Genomic DNA, 20,970 nt, shown 5'->3' on the forward strand with positions numbered 1-20,970 from the left:
TCCCCGGCACGTGCCGTGTTTAACCCACGCGCCGAACCTGGCGCCAGCGCCCAGCCGCACGCCCCGATGCCGCCCGGCATTGCGAGGATCATCGCAGCGCCTCCCGGCCGGTCCCGGCGTCCGCATCGCCCAGGCGCGCCGCTCCGAGAACGCGCCCGTCCGGCGCCTGCAGGAGCAGGGCCGCGCGCTCGCCCTCGGGATGGACGGCCTCGAAGGTCGCGGCGGCACCGGACCACGGGCCGAGATCATGAATCGAACGGACGATGTTGGCCTGCTCGATGGTGCGCCCGGCGTTCTCGCCGCGCAGCACGCGGGTGGTGTGGCTCGGATCGAAGCCGATCAGCAGGACCCGGGCCGGGCCGCTCCCGGCCCCGACCCGCGCGGCGACGCGGTCGCCGTTCCGGGACAGCGTCACCGGAATCCCGGGCCCGGCCTCCCGGGCGCGCGCGATCGCGCCGCGCAGACCGGGCTCGTCGGAGCCGACAAGGCCGGATTGGCCGTCGATCACCGCCTGCGGCGTGAAGCTCGGCCCACCGAGCCGCGCAGCATAGGCCTCCTGGCGCGCCGTGGCGGCCGGCAGGGCGTAGGGATCGCGCCAGTTCAGGTGGTTCCAGTAGGTGACGTGAAAGGCGAGCGGCAGGATGCCAGCGCCCTCCCGAGCGAGCCGGCCGATCAGTGCCTCGGCGGGCGGGCAGGAGGAGCAGCTCTGCGAGGTGAAGAGCTCGACGACGACGACGCGCTCCGCCGCAGCGGCCGGACGGGCGGCCGCGCATAGCAGGGCGACGGCGATCAAAACGGCAGGTCGCATGACCGAAACTCCCGCGCGCCGGCGGATCGTGCCCGGCGTACCGGCCATTTCGGCCGCTTGGAGGCGGGGGTTACGCGGAAGCCGGTCCGTCGAACTCGAACGCGTCCACGTCGCGCAGCAAGGCCACGAACGCCTGCGCCCCATAGTCGAGCGCCGCGCGGCCGGCCTCGGCGGTTCCGAGCCGCGCATCACCCATGGCGCCGGATGGATGGAGGTCGCCGGCCTTCCAGGCGAAGGCGGCGGGACGGCCGGCGCGCAGATGGGTGAAGTCGTGGATCATCGCGCGCGTCCGCGGCGGAAAATCGGCGATCCGGTCGGTCCGCACGAGGTCCGGCCGCAGGGCCAGCATCAGCGCGGTCTCGATGCCGCCCGCATGGATGCCGTGGGCGATCTCGTCGGCCGGGAACAGGCCCTCCGGATAGCCGAACCGCGCCCAGGATGTCGTGACCGCCACCATGCCGAACCGCGCCCGCAGGTCACCCGCCACGAGATCGATGATCGCGCTGTTCCCGCCATGGCTCGTGACGATCACCAGTTTGCGGCACCCGGCGCGGTGGATGGCGGCGCCGATCTCCGTCCAGGCGGCGAGCGCCGTCCCGGTCTCCAGCGAGAGCGTGCCCGGGAAGGCATCGTGCTCATCGGACTTGCCCACGGCCTGCACGGGCAGAAGCAGCACGTCGAGATCCGCCGGGACGCGCTCGCGCACGCGGGCGAGGTAACCCTCGGCGATGTCGCAATCGGTCGAGAGCGGCAGGTGCGGACCGTGCTGCTCGATCGCGGCCACCGGCAGCACCGCGATCGCCCGCCGCATGTCGCGACGCGCCAGTTCTTCCGTGGTGAGATCGGACCAGGACCGCGCCGTCATGCCTGCCGGGGCCTCCTTCCGGGGCCGCCGGGACGCGGCGGCGGGTTGCTGGGGAGGCGATCTAACCGGGGCTTCGCCGCGATGTCGACGGCCGGGCAGCCGCCGAAGCGACTCAGGTCAGGCGAACAGGGCGTCGATATCGTCCTGGGAGGGCGCGGCTCCGACGGCCTGCGGGCCGTTGAGCATCAGATCCTCCGCGCGGGCGCGTCGGGCACGCTCGGCAGGGTCCATAGAGCCGGCGTCGCGCGCCTTCACGGCGCCGACGAAGCGGGCCAAGCGCTGCTCGAACAGCCGCAGCGATTCCACCACCTTGGCGATCCGCTGGCCGGTGATGTCCTGGAAGGCGCAAGCCTCGAAGATCGTGTTGATCCGCTCCTCGACAGCTTCACGGTAGCCCGGCCCGTCGGGAAGGCCGAGCATCGCTTCCGCGGCTTCCATGATCGTGTTGGTGGCGCCCGCAGTCGCCGCGACGACACTGCCCAGTTCCTCATGCGCCATGGGGATCCGGTCGCGGCTCATCTCGTTCGCCCGCAATGCGCCGATCTCCTCGCGCAGGTGGGCGATGTAGTCCGCGATCTCGATCAACTCGGCGATGACGGCCTGCGGCTCCCGCATCCGCAATTCGCCCTGCCGCGCGACGGCTAACGACATGGTCTCCTCCTGGGATCGGCGGCCGTCCGGGCCGGCCGCGGCGTTCCTGTGCGCCTTCCGGCTCTTCGGCGATCCGGCCGGACGGCGCGGGGACGTTCCATGGGGGGCGATCAGCTCCCGCAGACCGCTTCGATCTTCGACTTCAGCGTCGCGGCGTTGAAGGGCTTGACGATATAATTGTTCACGCCGGCCTTCTTGGCCGCGATCACGTTCTCGGTCTTCGATTCGGCGGTGACCATGATGAAGGGCGTGGTCCGAAGATTTTCGTCGGCGCGCACGTGCCGGAGCAGCTCGTAGCCCGTCATGGGCTCCATGTTCCAGTCGGAGATCACCAGACCATACTTGCGACCTTTGAGTCGGGCGAGGGCTTCAGTGCCGTCCGAAGCATCGTCGACTTCCTCGAAGCCGAGCTGCTTCAGTAGATTACGGATGATGCGGACCATCGTCTGGTAATCGTCAACAACGAGGATCGGCATGCTCAGATCGAGAGCCATCGAACAACTGCTCCGTATTGCCCGGCGGGAAGCCGCGCCGGCTCCCGGATCGATTAACGCTTCGCTAACGCGGCAATTTAGCTGCGCAGCACAGCATTTTAAATAGGGGACGCGCATTGCGAAGCAGTTAATCGGCGCGGGCCGCGCCTGACCCCGGTCCGTGCGGCGCCGCGGCGCGGTGCGGCCTCGCTTGACCCTCAAGACGCCTTTCGGCAGGGTCCGGCCGCGTCGGGCCCCTCGTGGACACGTCAGGCGACCCCATCCGACCTTTCCGAGCATCCGACCCCGAATCGATGGCCTCAGGCGACGAAACGGCCGTGCGGCCCTTCACGATCTGCCGCGCGGACGAGCCGGTCCCGCCGGCCCTGGCAGGCGCCGTGGCGGCGATCGGAAATTTTGACGGCGTCCATCTCGGCCACCGGGTGCTCGTCGAGGGCGTGCGCGCGGCGGCGCGGGAGGCCGGACGCCCGGCCGCGGTGCTGACCTTCGAGCCACATCCGCGGGCCTACTTCACGCCCGACGCGCCGATGTTCCGGCTCACGGGTCTCGCCGCCAAGGAGATCGTGTTCGCGCAACTCGGCCTCGACGGGTTGATCGTGCGCCGGTTCGACGGCGCCCTGGCGGCCACGGGGGCGCGCGCCTTCGTGCTCGACTTCCTCAGGGGCTCCCTGGGCCTGTCCGGTGTGGTGGTGGGCCACGATTTCCATTTCGGCCGTGGCCGCGAGGGCACACCCGCGATCCTGGCGGATCTTTGCCGCGAGGCGGGGATGAGCTGCCGGATCGTGGCGCCCGTCGCCCTCAGCGACGAGTCCGACCCGGTCTCGTCGAGCGCGATCCGCGCGGCGCTCGCCTCCGGCGACGTCGCCCGCGCCAACGCCCTGCTCGGCTATCGCTGGTTCGTCCTCGGCCCCGTCCGCCACGGCGACAAGCGCGGTCGGCAGCTCGGTTTCCCCACTGCCAATGTGCGGCTGCCCGATTGCGGGCTGGCGCACGGCATCTACGCGGTGCGGGTCCGCCTCGGGCCCGGCATGTTCCGCGACGGCGTGGCGAGCTACGGCCGCCGCCCGACCTTCGACGACGGCGCGCCGCTTCTGGAGGTCCACCTGTTCGACTTCGCAGGCGATCTCTACGGGCAGGAGATCGCCGTGGAATTCGTCGGGTACATCCGCGGGGAGGAGCGGTTCGCCAGCGCCGACGCGCTGGTCGCGCGCATGCACGTCGACGCGTCCGAGGCCCGGGCCCTGCTGGCGCGCGATGAAACCCGGTCGATGCTGACCTGATTCTCCCGGGGGCATCGCGGCCGGCGCGGATCGTGTAGAAGGCGGGATCGATCAGGAGGCGGATGTGCTGGGTCGTTACGAGCGGGCAAACAACGGCGAGGCGGTGGTCGAGTACGGCGACGGCACCATGCGGGTGGTCAAGCCCGGCAGCTTCGTGCGCTGCGCGGTGACCGGCGAGCCGATCCCGCTCGACGCGCTGCGCTACTGGAGCGCCGCCCGTCAGGAAGCCTACGCCTCGCCCGAGGCAATCCTGAAGCGGCTGAAGGAAACCGGTCGCCCCTGATCGTCACGGCGCGCCACCGAGCGCGCCGCGAACCTGCCGCCGCAGGCTCTCCGGGTCATCGAGCGTCAGGCGCACCCGCAGCACCCGCACCTGCTCCGAAAAGCTGGCGGGCAGGCGCACGGCATCCTTCTCGGTGGTCACGAGATCGGCCCCGAGCCGCTGCGCCTCGGCGGCGAGAGCGGCCAGTTCCCCGGCGCGATAGGGATGGTGATCCGGAAAGGGACGCGTCCCGGCGATCACCGCTCCCGCCTCGGCGAGCGTCGCGAAGAACTTCTCCGGCCGGCCGATCCCCGCGAAGGCGAGGCAGCGCCGGCCCGCCAGGTCGTCGGTGTCCGGGACCAAGCGCGCCCGGTGAACCGGCAAGCCCCGGCGTTCCGCGGTACGGGCGAGCGCATCGCCCGGCCCCCCGTCGCCGACCAGGATCAGCCCGGAGACGTGCGGCCATTGCCGGGCCAGCGGCGCGCGCAAGGGTCCTGCGGGGAAGGGCAGGCCGTTCCCGAGACCGGCGACCGCATCGACCACGGCCAGGGCCAGATCCTTGGCGAGGCTCGGGTTCTGCAGCCCGTCATCCATCACGATCACGTCGGCGCCGAGGGTCCGGCACAGGGCGGCGCCCGCCGGGCGGTCCCGGGACACGATCGTGGGCGCGCGGCGGGAAAGGAGGAGCGGCTCGTCGCCGACCTCCGCGGCACCGTGCCGGTCGGGGTCGACGTGCACCGGACCGGCCATCCGGCCCCCGTAGCCGCGGGACAGGAAGGCCGGCGCGCGCCCGAGATCGGCCAGCAGGGCGCTGGCCATCAGCGCGGCAGGCGTCTTGCCCGCGCCGCCGAGGGTGAAGTTTCCGAGGCACAGGACCGGGCAGCCCGCCCGCGCTCCGGGGCGATCCATGCGCCGGGCCACGAGCGCCCCGTAGGCGGCCCCGAACGGCGCCAGGCAGCGGGCGACGGGATGGGCCGGCCCTGCCGCCCAGAAGGCCGGTGACCGCATCAGGCCCGCGCAAGCGGTCGCACGAGACCGCCCCGGTCGAGGCGCTGAAGCTTCATCTGCGCGATAAAAGGTTCGAGCACCGCGAGCGTGCGGGCCACAGCGCCCTCGAAGGGTTGCAGCGCCCGCTGCCCGGCCTGCGCCATGTCGGCGAGGCGATCCCGGTCGCCCAGGATCTCGCCGGCGAGTGCAGCGAGCTCGACCCTGTCGCGTACCGGCAGGGCGCCCCCGGCGCGGTCCAGGGCGCGATAGACCACGCCGAAATTCTCGGTGTGCGGGCCGTGGAGCACCCCTGTGTCGAGACGGACCGGCTCGATAGGGTTCTGGCCGCCGCGCGGGACAAGGGAGCCGCCGAGAAACACCAGAGGGCTGAGGCGGTAGAACAGGCCCAGCTCGCCGATCGTGTCGGCAATGTAGACCTCGATGGACGGATGCGGCCGCCCGCCGGTGGAGCGCCGGGCGCTGCGCAGGCCGAGGGCGTTCGCGCACTCCACCACCTCCGCGCCCCGGGCCGGGTGCCGCGGGGCGATGATGGTCAGAAGCCGCGGAAACTGCGCCTTCAGCATCGCGTGCGCGTAGGCGACCATGGCCTCCTCGCCGGGATGCGTGCTCGCCGCGACCCAGACCGGCCGGCCGGCCACCATGGAACCGAGATAGGCGAGCTGCTGCGGGTCGGCGGGCGGCACCGGCGCATCGAACTTCAGATTCCCGGCGATGCTCACCCGCGGCGCGCCGAGCTTGGCGAAGCGCTCTCCGTCCTCCTGGGTCTGGGTGAGGCAGATCGCGATCCGCGACAGGAGCGCCTTGGCGGTGCGCGGACAGCGCTCCCAGCCCCGGAACGAGCGCTCCGACATGCGGCCGTTGACCAGGATCAGAGGGATCTCCCGGTCGTCCAGCGCCAGGATCGTGTTCGGCCAGATCTCGGATTCCGCGACCACCGCGAGGTCCGGCTGCCAGTGGTCGAGGAACCGTCCGATCCACCGCGGCGCGTCGAGAGGCATGTACTGGTGCACCGCGCCGGGCGGCAGGCGGGAGCCGATCAGCTCGGCGGCCGCGCGCGTGCCCGTGGTCACAAGCACCGAGAAGCCGCGGGCGATCATGCCTTCCACGAGGCCGATCAGCGACAGGACCTCGCCCACGCTGGCGCCGTGCATCCAGGCCAGCGGCCCCACAGGACGAGCCCGGCCCGGGAAGCCGCGCCGCTCGGGGAGGCGGAGCGGATCCTCCTTGCCCCGCTGGGCCCGCCAGGCGAGCAGGCCGGTCAGCGCCGGCTCGCCCACCCGCAGGCCCGCCCGGTAGGCCTGCAGCGGCAGGGTCACGGATGGCCGCCTCACGCCAGGTCTCCCACCGGCACGGACACGGCTCCGGCAGACTCTTCGCGATAGAGTGCCGCCCGGTCGGCGCGCCCGACCAGCGCGTAGGCGCGGGCATGAACCCGGTTCATCTCGGCCTCGACGAAACACCGGAGGGTCTCGAGCGCCTCGCCCTCGCAATCACGCGGAACGTAGATCGGATCGCCCAGCACGATCGCCCCGCGCCCGAAGGGCAGGCCGAGACAGGCCCGGTCCCAGGAGTTGAACCGCAGATGGCGGCTCGTCACCACGGCGGCCGGGACGATCGGCCGGCCGGAGAACCGCGCCAGCGTCAGGATCCCGGCGTCGCACCGGCGCGACACCTTGGGCACGTCCGCGCTGAAAGCCACCGACTCGCCGGCCTTCAAGGCCCGCAGCATCGCCCGCAGCCCTTCGGCCCCGCCCTTGGCGCGGAGATCGGTCGCCCGGGTCCGGCCGCGGGCGCCGGAGGCGCGCATCACGCGGATCCCGAGCCGCTCCAGCGCGATCGTGTTGATGTTGCCGTCCGGATTCTTCGAGATGATCGTGGCCACCCGATCCGCCGGCCGGCGCAGGAGCGGCATCATGATGTGCTGCCCGTGCCACATGCCCGCGATCAGCGGGGTGCGCGCATCGATCCACGCGTCGGCGGCCCCGGGGGCCGCCTCGCCGGCATGAACCTCGAAGCGGTTCGTGAGCCGCACGAGCCGCAGATAGGCCGCCGCGAGGTGGCCGAGGACGCGCTGCACGGTGGGTAGGCGGAGAAGTCGCTTGCCGAGGTTCATGTCACGCATGGGACGGCCCAAAACGCCGCCGCCCGATCAGGTCCGGATCGATTTCGACCGCCCATGGTCTAGCCCCCGTGCCCGAGACGAAACAATCGGCCTCGTCCACAACCAGACGGATAGGACCGCCGGGACCGATGGGCGCTCCGGCATCGCGGATGCTCCAGCGCCGCGGCGAAAACACGGCAGTTGCCCTTGTTTAGATGAATTCCAGACTGTAGATTGGAATGCATCTAAACAAGGAGACCCGGATGGCTGCCGTCCTGGAAAGCACCGCCGAAATGGCCGCGGAGGCCCGCCGCGCCTTCGTCCTGCGTTACGTCCAGCCCGGCCTCGCCGGTCTCATCGACGGGTCGGTCTCGACCCTGGCGCCCATCTTCGCGGCGGCCTTCGCCACCGGTCACAATGGCGCGACCTTCCTGGTCGGGCTCGCCGCCTCGGTGGGCGCGGGCATCAGCATGGGGTTCACCGAAGCCCTGTCGGACGACGGCAGCGTCACCGGGCGCGGCGACCCGTTGCTGCGGGGCCTCGTCTGCGGGGTCATGACGACGCTCGGCGGGCTCGGCCACACGTTGCCCTACGCGATCCCCGACACGCTTCCCGCCGGCTGGCCGAACCCGTTCCTCCTCGCCACGACCCTCGCCGTGCTGGTGGTGGTCGTCGAACTCGCCGTCATCGCGGCGATCCGCACCCGCTTCATGGCGACACCGTTCTGGCGCGCGGCGATGCAGGTGATGGTCGGCGGTGCCCTGGTGCTCGCGGCCGGCATGCTGATCGGAAGCGCTTGACGGCGGCGCCCGCGCCCGCGATGCGGGGCGCGTCCCGTGGCCGTCTTGAGGGTGACCTCCGGCGTTGACCTTCCGCCTCGCCCATCTCAGCGATCCGCATGTCGGGCCTCTCGGCCGGGTGCGCCTGCACCAACTCATCGGAAAGCGCGCCACCGGTTACGCCAACTGGCGGCGCGGACGCTCGCGCAGCCACGACATGACCGTGCTGGAGGCGCTGGTCGCGGACCTGAAAGGGCAGGGGGCCGGGCACGTCGCCTGCACGGGGGACCTATGCAACATCGGCCTGCCGAGCGAGTGGGAGACGGCGCGCACCTTCCTGGAGGCCCTGGGCTCGCCCGACTCGGTGAGCTTCGTGCCGGGCAACCACGACGCCTACGTCCGCGGTTCGCTCGAAGGACTGCTCGCCGCCTGCGGCCGCTACACGGGTGACGATTCGGGCTCGCAGGGGCGCTTTCCCTATCTCAGGCGGCGCGGGCCGCTGGCGCTCGTCGGCCTGTCCAGCGCGATCCCCACGAAACCTTTCGTGGCCACCGGGCGACTCGGTGCGCCGCAGCTCGCCGCCGCCGAGTCCTTGCTCCGGGCGCTGGCCACAGAGCCGGGCCGGCCGTTCCGGGTAGTGATGATCCATCACCCGCCCCAGCCCGGAGGAGCCTCGGCCGGGCGGGAGCTCAAGGACGCGGCCGCGTTCACGGCGATGGTCGCGCGGGCCGGCGCGGACCTGATCCTGCACGGCCACAACCACGTCACCAGCAGCGCGTTCATCCCGGGCCCGGACGGACGTGCCGTCCCGGTCATCGGGGCGCCCTCGGCCTCGGCGCGCCCGGACGGCCACGGGGCGGCGGCCGCGCGCCGGGCCTCCTATCTTCTGTACGAGATCGATCGGGCGGGGGAGGGTTTTGCGGTCAGCGCCCGGCGGCGGGGCCTCGATGCGGCGGGATCGATGTGCGATCTCGGCCCCATCGCCCTCGCCTGAGCCTGTCGGCCGGCACGATCCCGGATGATTGATCGCGCCGGCCTCATGCACGGGAGCGTGATCAGGTGCTCACGGCCGCCAGATCGACGCGCTGCTGACGGCTGAGACTCGCTTCGTAGCGCTCGGCCTGGAGGCGCGTGAGGCCGCAGATCAATGCGAGTGTTCCGCGATACACAGTGTAGGTGCCGTCGTGCGTCGGCTTGACGCGAATCACCTCTGCCATGGAAGCCTGCCTTGTGCTGGAGGTTGCCTGCCTTCGTCTGAGGAGATCGTCCCTTCTCGTTGGTTTGGTCGGTCGAACGCGCGAACGACGGCGAGGTTAGCAGTCAGTCGGGGTGTGGCAAGAGTTCTATACGTATGAATGCTTAGGCAATTCTGCTGCACTGCGGCAAACCCTTGCCGATGCAGCCGATCCGCGAATGCATAAAAAAGCGGCCGCCCGCTTGCATATTGAATATGGTTCGAAAGCCGGCCGGGCCCCGCCCGGACGGCGCGAATCTCCCCAAGGATCGAGCCCCGTCGGGGCGCATGAAAGGAACCCCCATGCAGCTCTGGCGTCTGACGGCGAGCGATCTCGCGGCCCTGATCCGCAGCGGCCAGGTTTCGGCCCGGGAGGCCGCGCAGGACGCCCTCGCCCGCCTCGACGCAGTCAACGGCCGGATCAACGCCGTGGTGGAGCACCGCCCGGAGGACGTCCTGGCGCAGGCCGACGCGGCCGATGCCGCCCGGGCGCGCGGCGACACCCCCGGACCGCTCGCGGGGGTGCCGGTGACCGTCAAGGTGAATGTCGACCAGCGCGGCTTCGCCACGACGAACGGCCTGCGCCTCCAGCGCGATCTCGTGGCCGCGGACGACAATCCCGTGGTGGCCAATCTGCGCCGGGCCGGCGCGGTGCTGCTCGGGCGGACCAACACGCCGGCCTTCTCGCTGCGCTGGTTCACCACCAACCAGCTGCACGGCGGCACCAAGAACCCGCGCGATCCGGCGCTGACGCCGGGGGGCTCGTCGGGCGGGGCCGGCGCCGCGGTGGCCGCCGGCATCGGGGCGATCGCCCACGGCACCGACATTGCCGGCTCCGTGCGCTACCCGGCCTATGCCTGCGGCGTGCACGGCCTGCGCCCAAGCCTGGGCCGGATCCCGGCCTGGAATCCGTCCTCGCCCGAGCGCGGGATCGGGCCGCAGCTCATGGCCGTGTCGGGACCGCTGGCGCGCAGCATCGCGGATCTGCGCCTCGGCCTGGACGTCATGGCGGCCGCCGACCCGCGCGATCCGTGGTGGGTGCCCGCGCCCCTGGAGGGCCCGGCCGTCCCCCGCCGCGTCGCCCTCTGCGTGCGGCCCGGCGGCCTCGCCGTCGTACCGGAGGTCGAGACCGCCCTGCGGGATGCCGCCCGGCGCCTGACCGAGGCAGGGTGGGCGGTCACGGAGATCGCCGACACGCCGCCGATCCGGGAGGCCAGCGAGCTCCAGCTCCAGCTCTGGCTCGGCGACGGCTACGCGGCCATGCGTGCCGCGGCGGAGCGCGAGGGCGACCCGGCGGCGATCGGGCTTCTGGAAAGCTTCCGGACCCGGGCCGAGGCGATGGCGCCCGACGCGATCGCCACGGCGCTGACCCGACGCGCGACGCTCGCCCGGGAGTGGTCAGTGTTCCTCGCCGAGAACCCGGTCCTGCTCGTGCCGGTCTCCGCCGAGCTGCCCTTCCCCGACGGCCTCGACCGCACGGGCGATTCCGGCATCGCCCGCGCCTTCGAGGCGAACCTGCTTCAGGTCGGGCTGGCGCCCCTGGGCATCCCGGCGCTCACCGTCACCACCGGGCTCGTCGGGCGCACGCCCGTGGGCGTGCAGCTCGCCGCCGCCCGGTACCGGGAGGACCTGTGCCTCGCGGCGGGTGCGGCGATCGAGGCCGGCGGGGTTCCGGAGATGCCGGTCGATCCCGCCTAAGGCGGGCGACGGACCGGGGACGGTCGCGGAAGCCGGGCTCAGGCCCGGTTCGCGGCCCTGAGATTCGCCAGCAGGGCCGCGAACAGGCGCGCCCGCTGGGGCAGCGTCTCGATCAGCACGTGCTCCTCCAGCGTATGATAGCCCTGGCCGAGCGGCCCGAGCCCGTCGAGGGTCGGGATGCCGTTGGCGCCCGTGAAATTGCCGTCGGAGCCGCCGCCGGCGCTGCGGTGGGGCAGCGGCTGGCCGAGCGCCTCGCTCAAGGCGCGCGCCGTCTCGTAGAGGGCCATGCAGCCCGCATCGGGCTCCCAGACCGGGCGGGTCACGCCCCGGGTCACGGTGAAGCGGACGCCGTCGGCCTCGCCCGACAGGGCCAGCATCCGCTCCACGCCGCGGTCGAGATCGGCCTGGCGCTTGGCCATGCTGAGCGCCTGCCCGCGGCAGACGGTCGGGACGCAATTGACCCATTGCCCGCCCGAGACGATGCCGGTGGAGAAGGTGCAGTCCGCATCCGACATGGCGTCGATGGCCAGGATCATGCGCGCCATCGCGCGAATCGCCGAGCGCCCTTCGTGGGGCGAGGATCCGGCGTGGCTCGGACGACCCAGGGCCTCCAGGTCGAAGCGCGCGATGGCGTAGCGGCCGGTGACCACGCCGTTCTCGGGCTGACCGGGTTCCGGCACCAGCACGAAGGCGTGACGGGCGGCCTCCGCCTCGATCAGGTCGCGGGTCGAGGGGCTCCCGACCTCCTCGTCGCCGGTGAACAGCACGGTCACCGGCAGAGGCGTCTCGATCCCGGCCGCCGCCAGGGCGCGGATCGCCGCGAGGGCGATGACGTTGCCGCCCTTCATGTCGAGGATGCCCGGCCCGTAGGCACGGCTGCCCTCGATCCGCCAGGGCAGACTTCCGAGGGTCCCCACCGGGTGCACCGTATCGAGATGCCCGAGCACCAGGATGCCGGGCGCGTCGCGATCCTTGTGGGGGAACCGCGCGCGGACGCAATCGCTCAGGCCCATCCGGCCGGGGATCGTCTCGACGGCGGCCCCCAAGAGGGCGAGGTCGCGGGCGGCCACGCCCATCATGCGGTTGACCGCCGCCGCGTCGTAAGTCGGGCTCTCGCACTCGACCCAGGGGCGCAGGGTCGCGAGGATCTCCTGAGCGTCGAAATGATGAAGGTCCGGGATCATCGAGCGGTCTCCTCGGCAAACGGATCGGCGACCCGCGGCCAGTAGAGGCCGGAACGCTTGGTATAGGGAATCGCACCGTAATCTGGGGGGACGGCGCCGGGAGCCGACACGTATCGGACCTCGCTCGCGATGGGCGCGAAGGCGGCGTAGAAATGCTGCATCGACTTCACCACGACGATCCGCTTGTCGTCGAGGGTGAGCCCGAGACCGGTGAAGGCGTCGGGCGCGAAGGCCTGCTGGCGCTTGTGCGTCATGACGACATGGATCCCGTCCGCCTCCACCCAGGCGGCGGGCCCGAGATGCGCCCGGCCGCCGCTGAGGCCGGTCTGACTATGGTCGTCCGAAAGGCCCCGCACGGTGACCCGCAGATCCACGGGAGCGCCCGAGGTCACGCCGCACTTGCCGCCGATCCGGAGCGTGAAGGTCGCGCCGAGCCCGGCCTCGTGGCAGATGCCGACCGCGCCGGGATCCCAGATCAGGCCGAGGGCCGCGTCCCTGATGCCGCGCGCGGCCAAGCGGGCCAGGATCGCGGTGTTGTCCGACGGGGCGCCGGCGCCGGCATTGTCGGCGAAGTCGGCCAGCACCATCGGGCGGGGGTCGCCGGAGGCCAGAGCCGCGTCTATGGCCGCGTCGATCGTGTCGCAGGCGCTCGCCGCCTCCGCGCGCATCGCCCAGACGGCGCCGGCGAGCTCGTCGGCGAGGGCCTGCGCCTTGGCGGCATCGCCGTCGGCGACCACCAGGATCTTGGCGCCCACGTCCGGCACGTCGCCCCACGGGAATCCGTGCCCGAAGGAGACCGAGAGGATGCCGTCCCGCCCCTCCAGGGCCTCCATCCGGCGCACGAAGCCGGAGACCGGCTCGCGGCTGGTGCGCCACATGTTGATGATCCGGCAATCGGCATAGGCCATGACCGGACGGATGTCCTTGGCCGCCGTCCGCATGACCAGCGGGTAGAGGTCGCGGGCGCGGTCGACGATGTCGGTGTGCGGGTATTCCTTGTAGATCACCATCACGTCGGCGCTGCGCCGCATCGTCTCGGTGAGGTGGCAATGCAGGTCGAGTTCGACGCCGATCGTGGCGTCCGGCCCGACGATGGCGCGGACCCGCTCCAGGGTGTCGCCCTCGCAGTCGTCGTAGCCCTCGGCCACCATGGCGCCGTGCATGAACAGCAGCACCGCGTCGACCGGCATCGCGGCCTTCAGATCCGCCAGCAGGGCGTCGCGCAGTTCCTCGTAGACGGCCCGCAGGGTGATCCCGCCGGGCTGCGCGAAGGTCGAGAGGCTCTCGACCACGTCGTGCCCGTCGGCCTCGGCCATCTCGCGCCAGGCCTTGAGGCCGATGTTGCTGAGGCTCGGCGGGTTTCGGGTGCCGTCGCGGCGGGCGTAGTCGGCGTGGAAGGCCGCCCGCCCGGTGGGCAGAGGCGCGAAGGTGTTGGTCTCGGTGGCGAGGCCCGCGATGAAGATCTTCAAGGTCCTGTCCCAATCCGTCCCGGCCGCCGGGTCAGGCGGGGCGCGGGGTCAGCGTGATGACCGTCTCGGTCGCCGCGTCCACGGCCGCGCGGCCGTAGAGCATCGGCACGTAGTCCTGGCGCCCCCAGACCGGGGCCAGGTCGGCGTAGTGCGGGTTGCCCGGGTCGCCCGACTGGCCCGGCACGTTGATGAAGACCGAGCGGTCCCAGTCCCCCACATCCACGACCATGCGGAAGGAGGCGCCGTGGGTGAGCCGGAACGTGTCGGTCCGGTACTCCGCGTGCATGACCGATGCCGCGGCGCCGCCCACGGGCAGCGGACCCACGTCCCAGCCGGAATCGGGCTTCAGAGCGGTCAGCGGATGCGCGAACAGCGCGTGGTGCAGGTGGCCCCACGACCAGCCTGAGGGTTCGGCGCCCATCCGCTCCCGGCAGGTGCGGTAGGCGGCGCCGAGGGCGTCCGTGAGCAGCGCCGTGCGCACCGCCGGATGGAGGCCGGTCTCCATCCGCTCGATCAGGCTCTGCGTGTCGCCGGGCGGCACGAGGCGCCGCGTCCCATCATCGGGCACCAGCGCCTCGAGCAAGGCCGGGCGCAGATGGTGGACCCAGACCACCTCGATAAGGGCAGCCGCCGCGGAGCCCGGGTCCAGCGTGCCGTCGAACGGGGCCAGGAGAGCCTGAGCGGCGGCGACATCGCGATCCGAGGCCGCCGGCAGCGCCCGGACCAGCTCGGCGAGGCGCAGGGCCGGCTCGGAGAAGGCGTCGCCCTGGAGTGCCTGCGAGTCCGCGAGGCTGTGCCGCGTCTGCCCGCCGAGCACCGCGCGGATGCGGCGGGCCCGCCAGGGCTCGGCCCACTCGAACCCGACCTTCCGGTCCTCCGCGGGATAATCGGGCGGCAGGTTCATCTCGTTGGCGGTGGCGAGCCAGCCGGAGGCCGGGTCGATGCTGCGGGGCAGGGCGCCGGGATCGTGGAAGCCGGCCCAGTCGTAGCGGCCGTCACCCGGCACCGGCAGCAGCCCGTCATGGGCCGGGCGTACCGGCGCCTTGCCGGCCATGAACCACGCGATCCGGCCCGCGGTGTCGGCGTAGAGCTGGTTCACGGACGGCGCCGACCAGTGGCGCAGGGCCTCGCCGAAGGCCTCGGGGCTCGTGGCGCCCAGATAGGCGAGGCTGCCGAGATAGGCGGCAGAGCCCGGCTCCGACCAGACGGTCCGCAGCGCGAAGGCGCGGCCTCCCGCCTCGCGGATGATCGGCCCGTGCCGGGTGAAGCCGAGCACCACGGTCTCGTCCGGACCACCGCGCACCGGGATTGTTTCGGACACGCGCTCGATCCGCGCCCAGCCGTCGCCGGAGCGGTAGCGGTCGGGGTCGGACGGGTCGGTCTCGCAGACGAACAGGTCCTCCTGATCCATCGGCGCGATGGTCAGGCTGAAGGCGGCCTGCCCGTTATGGCCGATGGAGATGCCGGGAAGTGCCGGCTCGCCGGCCCCGATCACGTCGAGCCCCGGGGCGGTCAGGTGGACCGCGTAGCGCAGCGAGGGCTGCAGGTAGACCCGGTGCGGGTCGCTCGCGAGGATCGGACGGCCGGTGGCGGTGCGGGATGGACCCACCGCCCAGTTGTTCGAGCCCTCCGACGACTCCTTCGGCGCGCTGCGCGGCCCCCGCGTGACGGCGCCGTGCGCGTCGACTTTCGTCCAATCCCAGGCCTCTGCGCGCGAGGCCGCCAGACGCTCGGGGCTGAATCCAACCGTCGCCGTGGCCAGCCGAAAAGCGTCGAGCAGATCGTCCGGCCAACCGGCGGCGTCGAGCCCATCCGGGACGACCGGCTCATGCGCCGGGCTGATGCGCTTGCGCAGGTCGTCCGTGGCGAGCCCGGCTTCCCGGGACTCCGCACGAGCCAGAATCTTGGCGCGGGCGACCTCGGAAAGGACGTTGCGGACCAGCGCGTGGCTGCGGACGCGCACCACGTCCTCCGGCTGCCACCGGGCCGGGCGGGTGTCCGTCAGGGCGAATTCCGGCGGCAGCAATTCGGGCCGCGCCTCGGTGAGCGCCACGTAGGCGTTGAGCCCGTCCACGAAGGCCGTGACGATGCCTTTCGTATCCTGCGGCCCGTAGGCCGCCCACTCGGCCGCCATGTCGCCCCGGTAGAGGAAGAGACGGGCGGCGCGATCCTGGGCGAGGTAGCCGGGCCCGAAATCCGCCGCCAGCAGACCGAGGCCGCGCTTGCGCCAGAGGTCGAGTTGCCAGAGCCGGTCCCGGGCGGCATTGAACCCCTGGGCCCGGAACGCGTCGAGCGGGGTGCCGGCGCGGATATGCGCCAGCCCCCAGCGGTCGACCCGGATCTCGACCGGGCCTTCGAGGCCGGGGAGACGGTACGCGGCCCCGCTCACAGAGCCACTTCGATGAGGTGAGGCCCCTTGTTGGCGAGCGCGTGCTGGAACGCCTCGATGAACTCGGCGAGCGACTCGACGCGCCGTCCCTCAACCCCGAAGCCCCGGGCGAGGCTCACCCAGTCCACGGCCGGGTCGTCCAGGCTCAGCATGCCGATCGCCTTCGGCCCGGGATTGAGCGCGCCGACATTGGTGAGCTCCGCCCGCAGGATCGCGTAGGAGCGGTTCGACCAGACGAGCGTCACCACGTCGAGGCGCTCGCGCGCCTGCGTCCAGAGCGCCTGCACCGTGTAGAGCCCGCTGCCGTCAGCTTGGAGGTTGATGACCTTACGGTCGGGGCAGGCCACGGCGGCGCCGGTCGCCATCGGGATTCCGAGGCCGATCGAGCCGCCGCTGAGCTGGAGCCAGGTATGGGGCGCGGCATCACGGGTCAGGGCGAAGAAGTTGCGGCCCGTGGTGATCGACTCGTCGCAGATCACCGCGCCCTCCGGGATCAGCGCGCCGAGCACCTGCCCGATCGTATCCTGGTCGAGGGGGCCGGCGGTCGGGAGCTTCGGGCGCGGCGCCGGGGCCACCGGCTCGGCGGGCGGGGCCGCGACGGCCTCGGCCAGCCGCTCCAGGGCGTCGATCTGGTCCTCCTCAGGGGTGGCCAGCGTGACCGTGGTGCTGCCCTCCGGCGCCAGCAGGCTCGGCTTGCCGGGATAGGCGAAGAAGCCCACCGGCGGGGTCGCGCCGATCAGGATGATGTGGCGGAAGTCCTTCAACGCCTCGATGCCCTGGTCGATCGGGTAGGGCAGGCGCTCGATCGGCACGGTGCCGGCGCCGCGATCGATCCGGGCGTTCGACGTCATGGCCATCATCTGCGCGCCGGTCTTGCGGGCGATCCGGTCGGCGATGACGCGACCCTCGCTCCGCACCGCCCGGTCGCCGAGATGCAGGAGCACCGGCTCGCCGCTCCGGAGCGCCTTCACGGCGGCCGCGATCGCGTCATCGCTGGCCTTCGCCCGCTCCGGGACGGTCGGCACGGGAGCCGGCCCGGTGCCGGGATCCCAGGCGGTGTTGGCCGGAAGGATCAGGGTCGCCACCTGCCCGGGGGCGGTGCAGGCGGCCGCGATGGCGGCGGCGCCGTCCGTGCCGATCTCGGCGGCGCTCATCCCGGTCCGCACCCAGGACGACATCGGCCGGGCCAGCCCCTCGATGTCCGAGGTCAAAGGCGCGTTGTACTCCCGGTGGTAGGTCGCGTGCTCGCCCACGATGTTGACGACGGGAGTGCGCGCCTTCTTGGCGTTGTGGAGGTTGGCGAGCCCGTTGGCGAGGCCCGGCCCGAGATGGAGCAGGGTCGAGGCCGGCTTGTCGGCCATGCGGGCGTAGCCGTCGGCGGCCCCGGTCGCCCCGCCCTCGAACAGGAACAGCACGCAGCGCATGCCCTCGACCCGGTCGAGGGCGGCGACGAAGTGCATCTCGGACGTGCCGGGATTGGTGAAGCAGACCTCGACCCCGCCATCGACGAGGGTTCGGACCAGGCTCTCGGCCCCGTTCATCGCGGCCGGCGTCCCATCGCTCACGGGCGTCTCCCTTCGCTCCGACGGCCTCTATGCCGACTCGGATTCATTATTATGGTGACGCCGCGTCAGCCCAGCGCAAGGGGACACGGGTGACATCTCCCGTTCGCCGGACGCCGGAATCATGGCACGATCTGGCGCGGGATTTGCCGGTGGCGAGCCGCAACTTCGACGAATGGGGTCCGATGACAGTCCGCCGCCTGATCGCCGCCGCTCTGGCGGGTTCCCTCGCCCTAGCGGGTCCGGCCAGCGCCGAGAGCATCCTGCGCATCGCCATGACGGCGTCCGATATCCCCACCACCACGGGCATGCCCAACAACGGCTTCGAGGGCATGCGCTTCCTCGGCTACCCGATCTTCGAGGGGCTGGTGCAGTGGGACCTCAAGAGCACGACCAAGCTCGCCGGCATCATCCCGGCCCTGGCCGAGCGGTGGGAGCAGGATCCGAGCGATAAGACGGTCTGGACCTTCCACCTGCGCCAAGGCGTGACATTCCATGACGGAACGCCGTTCAACGCCGACGCGGTGATCTGGAACCTCGACCGCTACTACAAGAACGGCAGCCCGCAATTCGAGGCGCAGGGTGCCGGCATCACCCGGGCCCGGGCCCCGCTTGTCGGCAGCTATAAGAAGATCGACGACGCCACCGTGCAGATCACCACCACGCAGGTCGCCTCGTACTTCCCCTACATGGTCGTCTACGTGCTCTTCACCTCGCCGACCTCCTTCGAGAAGGCCGGGCGCGACTGGAGCAAGGTGGCCGCGCTGCCGGCGGCCGGAACCGGGCCGTTCAGGATCACCCGCGTGGCCCCACGGGAGGCGGTCGATCTCGCCAAGTTCGACGGCTACTGGGACCCGGACCGGAGGGCCAAGGTCGACAAGGTCCGGCTGCTGCCGATCCCGGAGGCCAATGCCCGCGTCGCGGCCCTGCGGGCGGGTCAGGTCGACTGGATCGAGGTGCCGGCCCCGGACGCGATCCCGTCGCTGAAGCAGGCGGGCTTCACCCTCACAACGGGCTCATACCCGCATGTCTGGCCCTACTTCTTCAACATCGGCGCCAAGGACAGTGCGCTGAAGGATGTGCGCGTCCGGCAGGCCCTGAATTACTGCATCGACCGGGCCGGCATCGTCGAGCTCCTCAACGGCACGGCCGAGCCGGCCTCGGGCTGGCTCAACGACAAGGATCCGAATTTCGGCTCCCCGAAGAACCGCTACACCTTCGATCCCGCCAAGGGGAAGGCGCTCTTGGCCGAGGCGGGCTACACCGACAGGAAGCCGCTCAGTCTCAAGGTGATGATCTCGTCCTCCGGCTCCGGCCAGATGCTGCCGATGCCGATGAACGAGTACCTGCAGGAGAACCTGAAGCAGGCCTGCAACGTCGATCTCAGCTTCACCGTGGTCGAGTGGCAGGTGCTCCTGAATTCGGCCCGGGCTCTGCCGGATGCGCCGAGCCTCCGGGGTTCGATGGCGCTCAACGTCTCCTCGCCCTCGTCCGATCCCGCCGTGATGGCGCGCTATTTCGCGGGGGACCGGTTCCCGCCGAACGGCTTCAACTTCCCGAACTGGAAGGACGACCCGTTCGACGCGGCCCTCAAGGCGCTCGCCGAGACCACCGACGCCAAGGTGATGGACGCGCAGACCAAGATCGCCCACGAGCGCCTGGTGGACAATCCGCCCTGGCTGTTCGTCGTCCACGACCTCAATCCCCGCGGCATGTCGAAGAAGATCCACGGCTTCGTCTCGCCGCAATCCTGGTTCGTCGACCTCACCCTCATCAGCGTGCAGTAATTCCGATGCCCGATATCGATCCCGTACACGCCCCCGCGGCCGAACTCGCCCGGGCGCTTCGCTCGCGCACCCTCTCGCCGGTCGACGCGGTCGACGCGCTGCTCGGCCGGATCGAGCAGCTGGAGCCGAAGCTCCAGGCCTTCACCGAGGTCTTCCACGCCGATGCCCGCCTCGCCGCCGAGGGCGCCGACCGGGCGATCCGCGCCGGCCACGCGGTGGGGCCGCTGCACGGCGTCCCGGTGGTGCTGAAAGACCTGATCGACTTGGAGGGCCGGATCACCATGGGCGGCTCGGCCGCCCACCGGGCCCGGCGGGCCGAGCGCACCGCGACCGTCGCGAAGCGCCTGATCGCGCAGGGTATGATCGTGCTCGGCAAGACCCACACGGTGGAGTTCGCCTACGGGGGCTGGGGCACCAACCAGCATCTCGGCACGCCCTGGAACCCCTGGGACTTCGAGACGCCGCGTACCCCCGGCGGGTCGAGCAGCGGCACCGGCGTCGCGGTGGCGGCCCGCATGGCTCCCTGGGGGATCGGGACCGATACCGGCGGATCGGTGCGCCTGCCGTCCTCCTTCTGCGGGCTGACGGGGCTCAAGGTGACGGTCGGCCGCGTTTCGACCTGGGGTATCGTTCCACTCTCGACCACGCTGGACTCGCCCGGCCCGCTCGCCCGCACGGTGGAGGACACCGCGCTCCTCTACGAAGCGATCTCCGGCCCCGATCCGCTCGACCCGACAACCCGGGGCATCCAGCCGGACGCGCCCTGGCCCAATCTGAACCGCGGGGTGCGCGGACTGCGGCTCGCCCGCATGCCCGAGGTGGAGCGCGAGGGCGTCGCCCCCGACATGCTGGCGGCCTACGACGCCGCCCTCGACGTCCTCGCCGGGCAAGGGGCCGTGATCGTCGACGTCGCCCTGCCGTTCCGGTTCAATGACTGCGTGGCGATGAGCCAGATCACCAACGCGGAGGCCTATTTCGTCAACGGTGCCCTCGCCGAGGATCCGGCCGCACCGCTGGGCGATGCCGTGCGGTGCCGGATCCTGGCCGGTGCCGGTGTCTCGGCGCAAGAGTACCTCGGCACGCTCCACCGCCGCGCCGCGATGAAGCGGCAATACGCGGCCGCCCTGGAGGGGATCGACGCCCTGCTGACGCCGACCACGGAATGCGCAGCGGTGGCGCTCGCCGAGGTGGACGAGGCGCATTTGCCGTCGCGCTTCACCCGGTTCGGCAACCTGCTCGATCTCTGCGCCCTGGCGCTGCCGGACGGGTTCACCGCCGCCGGGCTGCCACTCTCGCTCCAGATCGTCTGCCGGGGCTACGACGAGGCGATGGCGCTGCGGATCGGGCAGGCCTACCAGCGGGCGACCGACTGGCACCTGCGCCGGCCGCCGGTGTGAGG

Annotated in this window: 18 protein-coding genes and 1 pseudogene; 7 read left to right on the forward strand and 12 right to left on the reverse strand. The window is 71.7% G+C overall.

Annotation, left to right across the window (positions count from 1 at the left end):
* Window positions 1-88 precede the first annotated feature (88 nt).
* From ACYCO6_RS11555 to ACYCO6_RS11570, 4 genes are all read right to left on the reverse strand, one after another.
* Window positions 89-808 (reverse strand): DUF1223 domain-containing protein, encoded by a 720-nt coding sequence (locus ACYCO6_RS11555; protein WP_459771909.1) that lies wholly within the window; start codon window positions 806-808, stop codon window positions 89-91.
* Between the two features lie 70 nt (window positions 809-878).
* Window positions 879-1,673, reverse strand: coding sequence for a creatininase family protein (locus ACYCO6_RS11560; RefSeq protein WP_459771910.1), 795 nt, complete (start codon window positions 1,671-1,673; stop codon window positions 879-881).
* A 117-nt stretch (window positions 1,674-1,790) separates the two neighbouring features.
* On the reverse strand, window positions 1,791-2,324 hold the full coding sequence (locus ACYCO6_RS11565; protein ID WP_459771911.1) for a protein phosphatase CheZ: 534 nt from the start codon (window positions 2,322-2,324) through the stop codon (window positions 1,791-1,793).
* Between the two features lie 110 nt (window positions 2,325-2,434).
* The gene (locus ACYCO6_RS11570; protein WP_012317888.1) at window positions 2,435-2,818 is read right to left on the reverse strand and encodes a response regulator; all 384 of its coding nucleotides are present in this window, start codon (window positions 2,816-2,818) and stop codon (window positions 2,435-2,437) included.
* Between the two features lie 293 nt (window positions 2,819-3,111).
* Here ACYCO6_RS11570 and ACYCO6_RS11575 point away from each other — a divergent pair, with 293 nt between their 5' ends.
* Window positions 3,112-4,098: a bifunctional riboflavin kinase/FAD synthetase gene (locus ACYCO6_RS11575; protein ID WP_459771912.1), complete on the forward strand. Its 987-nt coding sequence runs from the start codon at window positions 3,112-3,114 to the stop codon at window positions 4,096-4,098.
* Between the two features lie 64 nt (window positions 4,099-4,162).
* Entirely contained in the window at window positions 4,163-4,381 is a 219-nt protein-coding gene (locus ACYCO6_RS11580) for a DUF2093 domain-containing protein (protein ID WP_459771913.1), read from the forward strand.
* Between the two features lie 3 nt (window positions 4,382-4,384).
* On the opposite strand, the gene lpxK is transcribed toward ACYCO6_RS11580, so the two are convergent.
* The 3 genes from lpxK to ACYCO6_RS11595 are packed head-to-tail and all read right to left on the reverse strand — an operon-like array spanning window position 4,385 to window position 7,481.
* Entirely contained in the window at window positions 4,385-5,368 is a 984-nt protein-coding gene (gene lpxK / locus ACYCO6_RS11585) for a tetraacyldisaccharide 4'-kinase (protein WP_459771914.1), read from the reverse strand.
* Window positions 5,368-6,699, reverse strand: coding sequence for a 3-deoxy-D-manno-octulosonic acid transferase (locus tag ACYCO6_RS11590; RefSeq protein WP_459771915.1), 1,332 nt, complete (start codon window positions 6,697-6,699; stop codon window positions 5,368-5,370). The genes lpxK and ACYCO6_RS11590 overlap by 1 nt, the downstream gene beginning before the upstream one ends.
* A complete protein-coding gene (locus ACYCO6_RS11595; protein ID WP_459773534.1) occupies window positions 6,696-7,481 on the reverse strand; it encodes a lysophospholipid acyltransferase family protein in 786 nt (261 codons plus the stop codon). Before ACYCO6_RS11595 ends, ACYCO6_RS11590 begins: the two co-directional genes overlap by 4 nt.
* A gap of 296 nt (window positions 7,482-7,777) precedes the next feature.
* Between ACYCO6_RS11595 and ACYCO6_RS11600 the strand changes: the two are divergent.
* Both ACYCO6_RS11600 and ACYCO6_RS11605 read left to right on the forward strand, forming a co-directional pair.
* A pseudogene (locus ACYCO6_RS11600) lies at window positions 7,778-8,269 on the forward strand (VIT1/CCC1 transporter family protein); the annotation flags it as partial.
* 64 nt (window positions 8,270-8,333) lie between these two features.
* A complete protein-coding gene (locus ACYCO6_RS11605) occupies window positions 8,334-9,242 on the forward strand; it encodes a metallophosphoesterase family protein (protein WP_459771916.1) in 909 nt (302 codons plus the stop codon).
* 61 nt (window positions 9,243-9,303) lie between these two features.
* Here ACYCO6_RS11605 and ACYCO6_RS11610 read toward each other — a convergent pair whose 3' ends face one another.
* Window positions 9,304-9,465 (reverse strand): hypothetical protein, encoded by a 162-nt coding sequence (locus ACYCO6_RS11610; RefSeq protein WP_459771917.1) that lies wholly within the window; start codon window positions 9,463-9,465, stop codon window positions 9,304-9,306.
* A gap of 320 nt (window positions 9,466-9,785) precedes the next feature.
* On the opposite strand from ACYCO6_RS11610, the gene ACYCO6_RS11615 reads away from it, so the two are divergent.
* Window positions 9,786-11,180 (forward strand): amidase family protein, encoded by a 1,395-nt coding sequence (locus ACYCO6_RS11615; RefSeq protein WP_459771918.1) that lies wholly within the window; start codon window positions 9,786-9,788, stop codon window positions 11,178-11,180.
* Between the two features lie 38 nt (window positions 11,181-11,218).
* On the opposite strand, the gene ACYCO6_RS11620 is transcribed toward ACYCO6_RS11615, so the two are convergent.
* Genes ACYCO6_RS11620 through ACYCO6_RS11635 form a run of 4 tightly spaced genes read right to left on the reverse strand, consistent with a single transcriptional unit; the run spans window position 11,219 to window position 17,763 of the window.
* Window positions 11,219-12,364: a M20/M25/M40 family metallo-hydrolase gene (locus ACYCO6_RS11620; RefSeq protein WP_459771919.1), complete on the reverse strand. Its 1,146-nt coding sequence runs from the start codon at window positions 12,362-12,364 to the stop codon at window positions 11,219-11,221.
* A complete protein-coding gene (locus ACYCO6_RS11625; protein ID WP_459771920.1) occupies window positions 12,361-13,833 on the reverse strand; it encodes a M81 family metallopeptidase in 1,473 nt (490 codons plus the stop codon). The genes ACYCO6_RS11620 and ACYCO6_RS11625 overlap by 4 nt, the downstream gene beginning before the upstream one ends.
* Before the next feature lie 31 nt (window positions 13,834-13,864).
* The gene (locus ACYCO6_RS11630; protein ID WP_459771921.1) at window positions 13,865-16,222 is read right to left on the reverse strand and encodes a penicillin acylase family protein; all 2,358 of its coding nucleotides are present in this window, start codon (window positions 16,220-16,222) and stop codon (window positions 13,865-13,867) included.
* Window positions 16,219-17,763 carry an acetolactate synthase large subunit gene (locus ACYCO6_RS11635; protein ID WP_459773535.1) on the reverse strand — a complete coding sequence of 515 codons (1,545 nt, stop codon included), beginning with the start codon at window positions 17,761-17,763 and terminating at the stop codon, window positions 16,219-16,221. Before ACYCO6_RS11635 ends, ACYCO6_RS11630 begins: the two co-directional genes overlap by 4 nt.
* A gap of 173 nt (window positions 17,764-17,936) precedes the next feature.
* Between ACYCO6_RS11635 and ACYCO6_RS11640 the strand changes: the two genes are divergently transcribed.
* Both ACYCO6_RS11640 and ACYCO6_RS11645 read left to right on the forward strand, forming a co-directional pair.
* Window positions 17,937-19,571 (forward strand): ABC transporter substrate-binding protein, encoded by a 1,635-nt coding sequence (locus ACYCO6_RS11640; protein ID WP_459771922.1) that lies wholly within the window; start codon window positions 17,937-17,939, stop codon window positions 19,569-19,571.
* A 5-nt stretch (window positions 19,572-19,576) separates the two neighbouring features.
* Window positions 19,577-20,968: an amidase gene (locus tag ACYCO6_RS11645; protein WP_459771923.1), complete on the forward strand. Its 1,392-nt coding sequence runs from the start codon at window positions 19,577-19,579 to the stop codon at window positions 20,966-20,968.
* Window positions 20,969-20,970 lie beyond the last annotated feature (2 nt).

This window comes from Methylobacterium sp. CM6257 (genome assembly GCF_054611515.1).

Bases quoted from the DNA above. Each gene is read 5' to 3' on its own strand.
- ACYCO6_RS11575 (WP_459771912.1), top strand. From the start codon at position 3,112: ATGGCCTCAGGCGACGAAACGGCCGTGCGGCCCTTCACGATCTGCCGC.
- ACYCO6_RS11635 (WP_459773535.1), bottom strand. From the start codon at position 17,763: ATGAACGGGGCCGAGAGCCTGGTCCGAACCCTCGTCGATGGCGGGGTC.
- lpxK (WP_459771914.1), bottom strand. From the start codon at position 5,368: ATGCGGTCACCGGCCTTCTGGGCGGCAGGGCCGGCCCATCCCGTCGCC.
- ACYCO6_RS11615 (WP_459771918.1), top strand. From the start codon at position 9,786: ATGCAGCTCTGGCGTCTGACGGCGAGCGATCTCGCGGCCCTGATCCGC.
- ACYCO6_RS11620 (WP_459771919.1), bottom strand. From the start codon at position 12,364: ATGATCCCGGACCTTCATCATTTCGACGCTCAGGAGATCCTCGCGACC.
- ACYCO6_RS11595 (WP_459773534.1), bottom strand. From the start codon at position 7,481: ATGAACCTCGGCAAGCGACTTCTCCGCCTACCCACCGTGCAGCGCGTC.
- ACYCO6_RS11645 (WP_459771923.1), top strand. From the start codon at position 19,577: ATGCCCGATATCGATCCCGTACACGCCCCCGCGGCCGAACTCGCCCGG.
- ACYCO6_RS11560 (WP_459771910.1), bottom strand. From the start codon at position 1,673: ATGACGGCGCGGTCCTGGTCCGATCTCACCACGGAAGAACTGGCGCGT.
- ACYCO6_RS11610 (WP_459771917.1), bottom strand. From the start codon at position 9,465: ATGGCAGAGGTGATTCGCGTCAAGCCGACGCACGACGGCACCTACACT.
- ACYCO6_RS11565 (WP_459771911.1), bottom strand. From the start codon at position 2,324: ATGTCGTTAGCCGTCGCGCGGCAGGGCGAATTGCGGATGCGGGAGCCG.
- ACYCO6_RS11570 (WP_012317888.1), bottom strand. From the start codon at position 2,818: ATGGCTCTCGATCTGAGCATGCCGATCCTCGTTGTTGACGATTACCAG.
- ACYCO6_RS11555 (WP_459771909.1), bottom strand. From the start codon at position 808: ATGCGACCTGCCGTTTTGATCGCCGTCGCCCTGCTATGCGCGGCCGCC.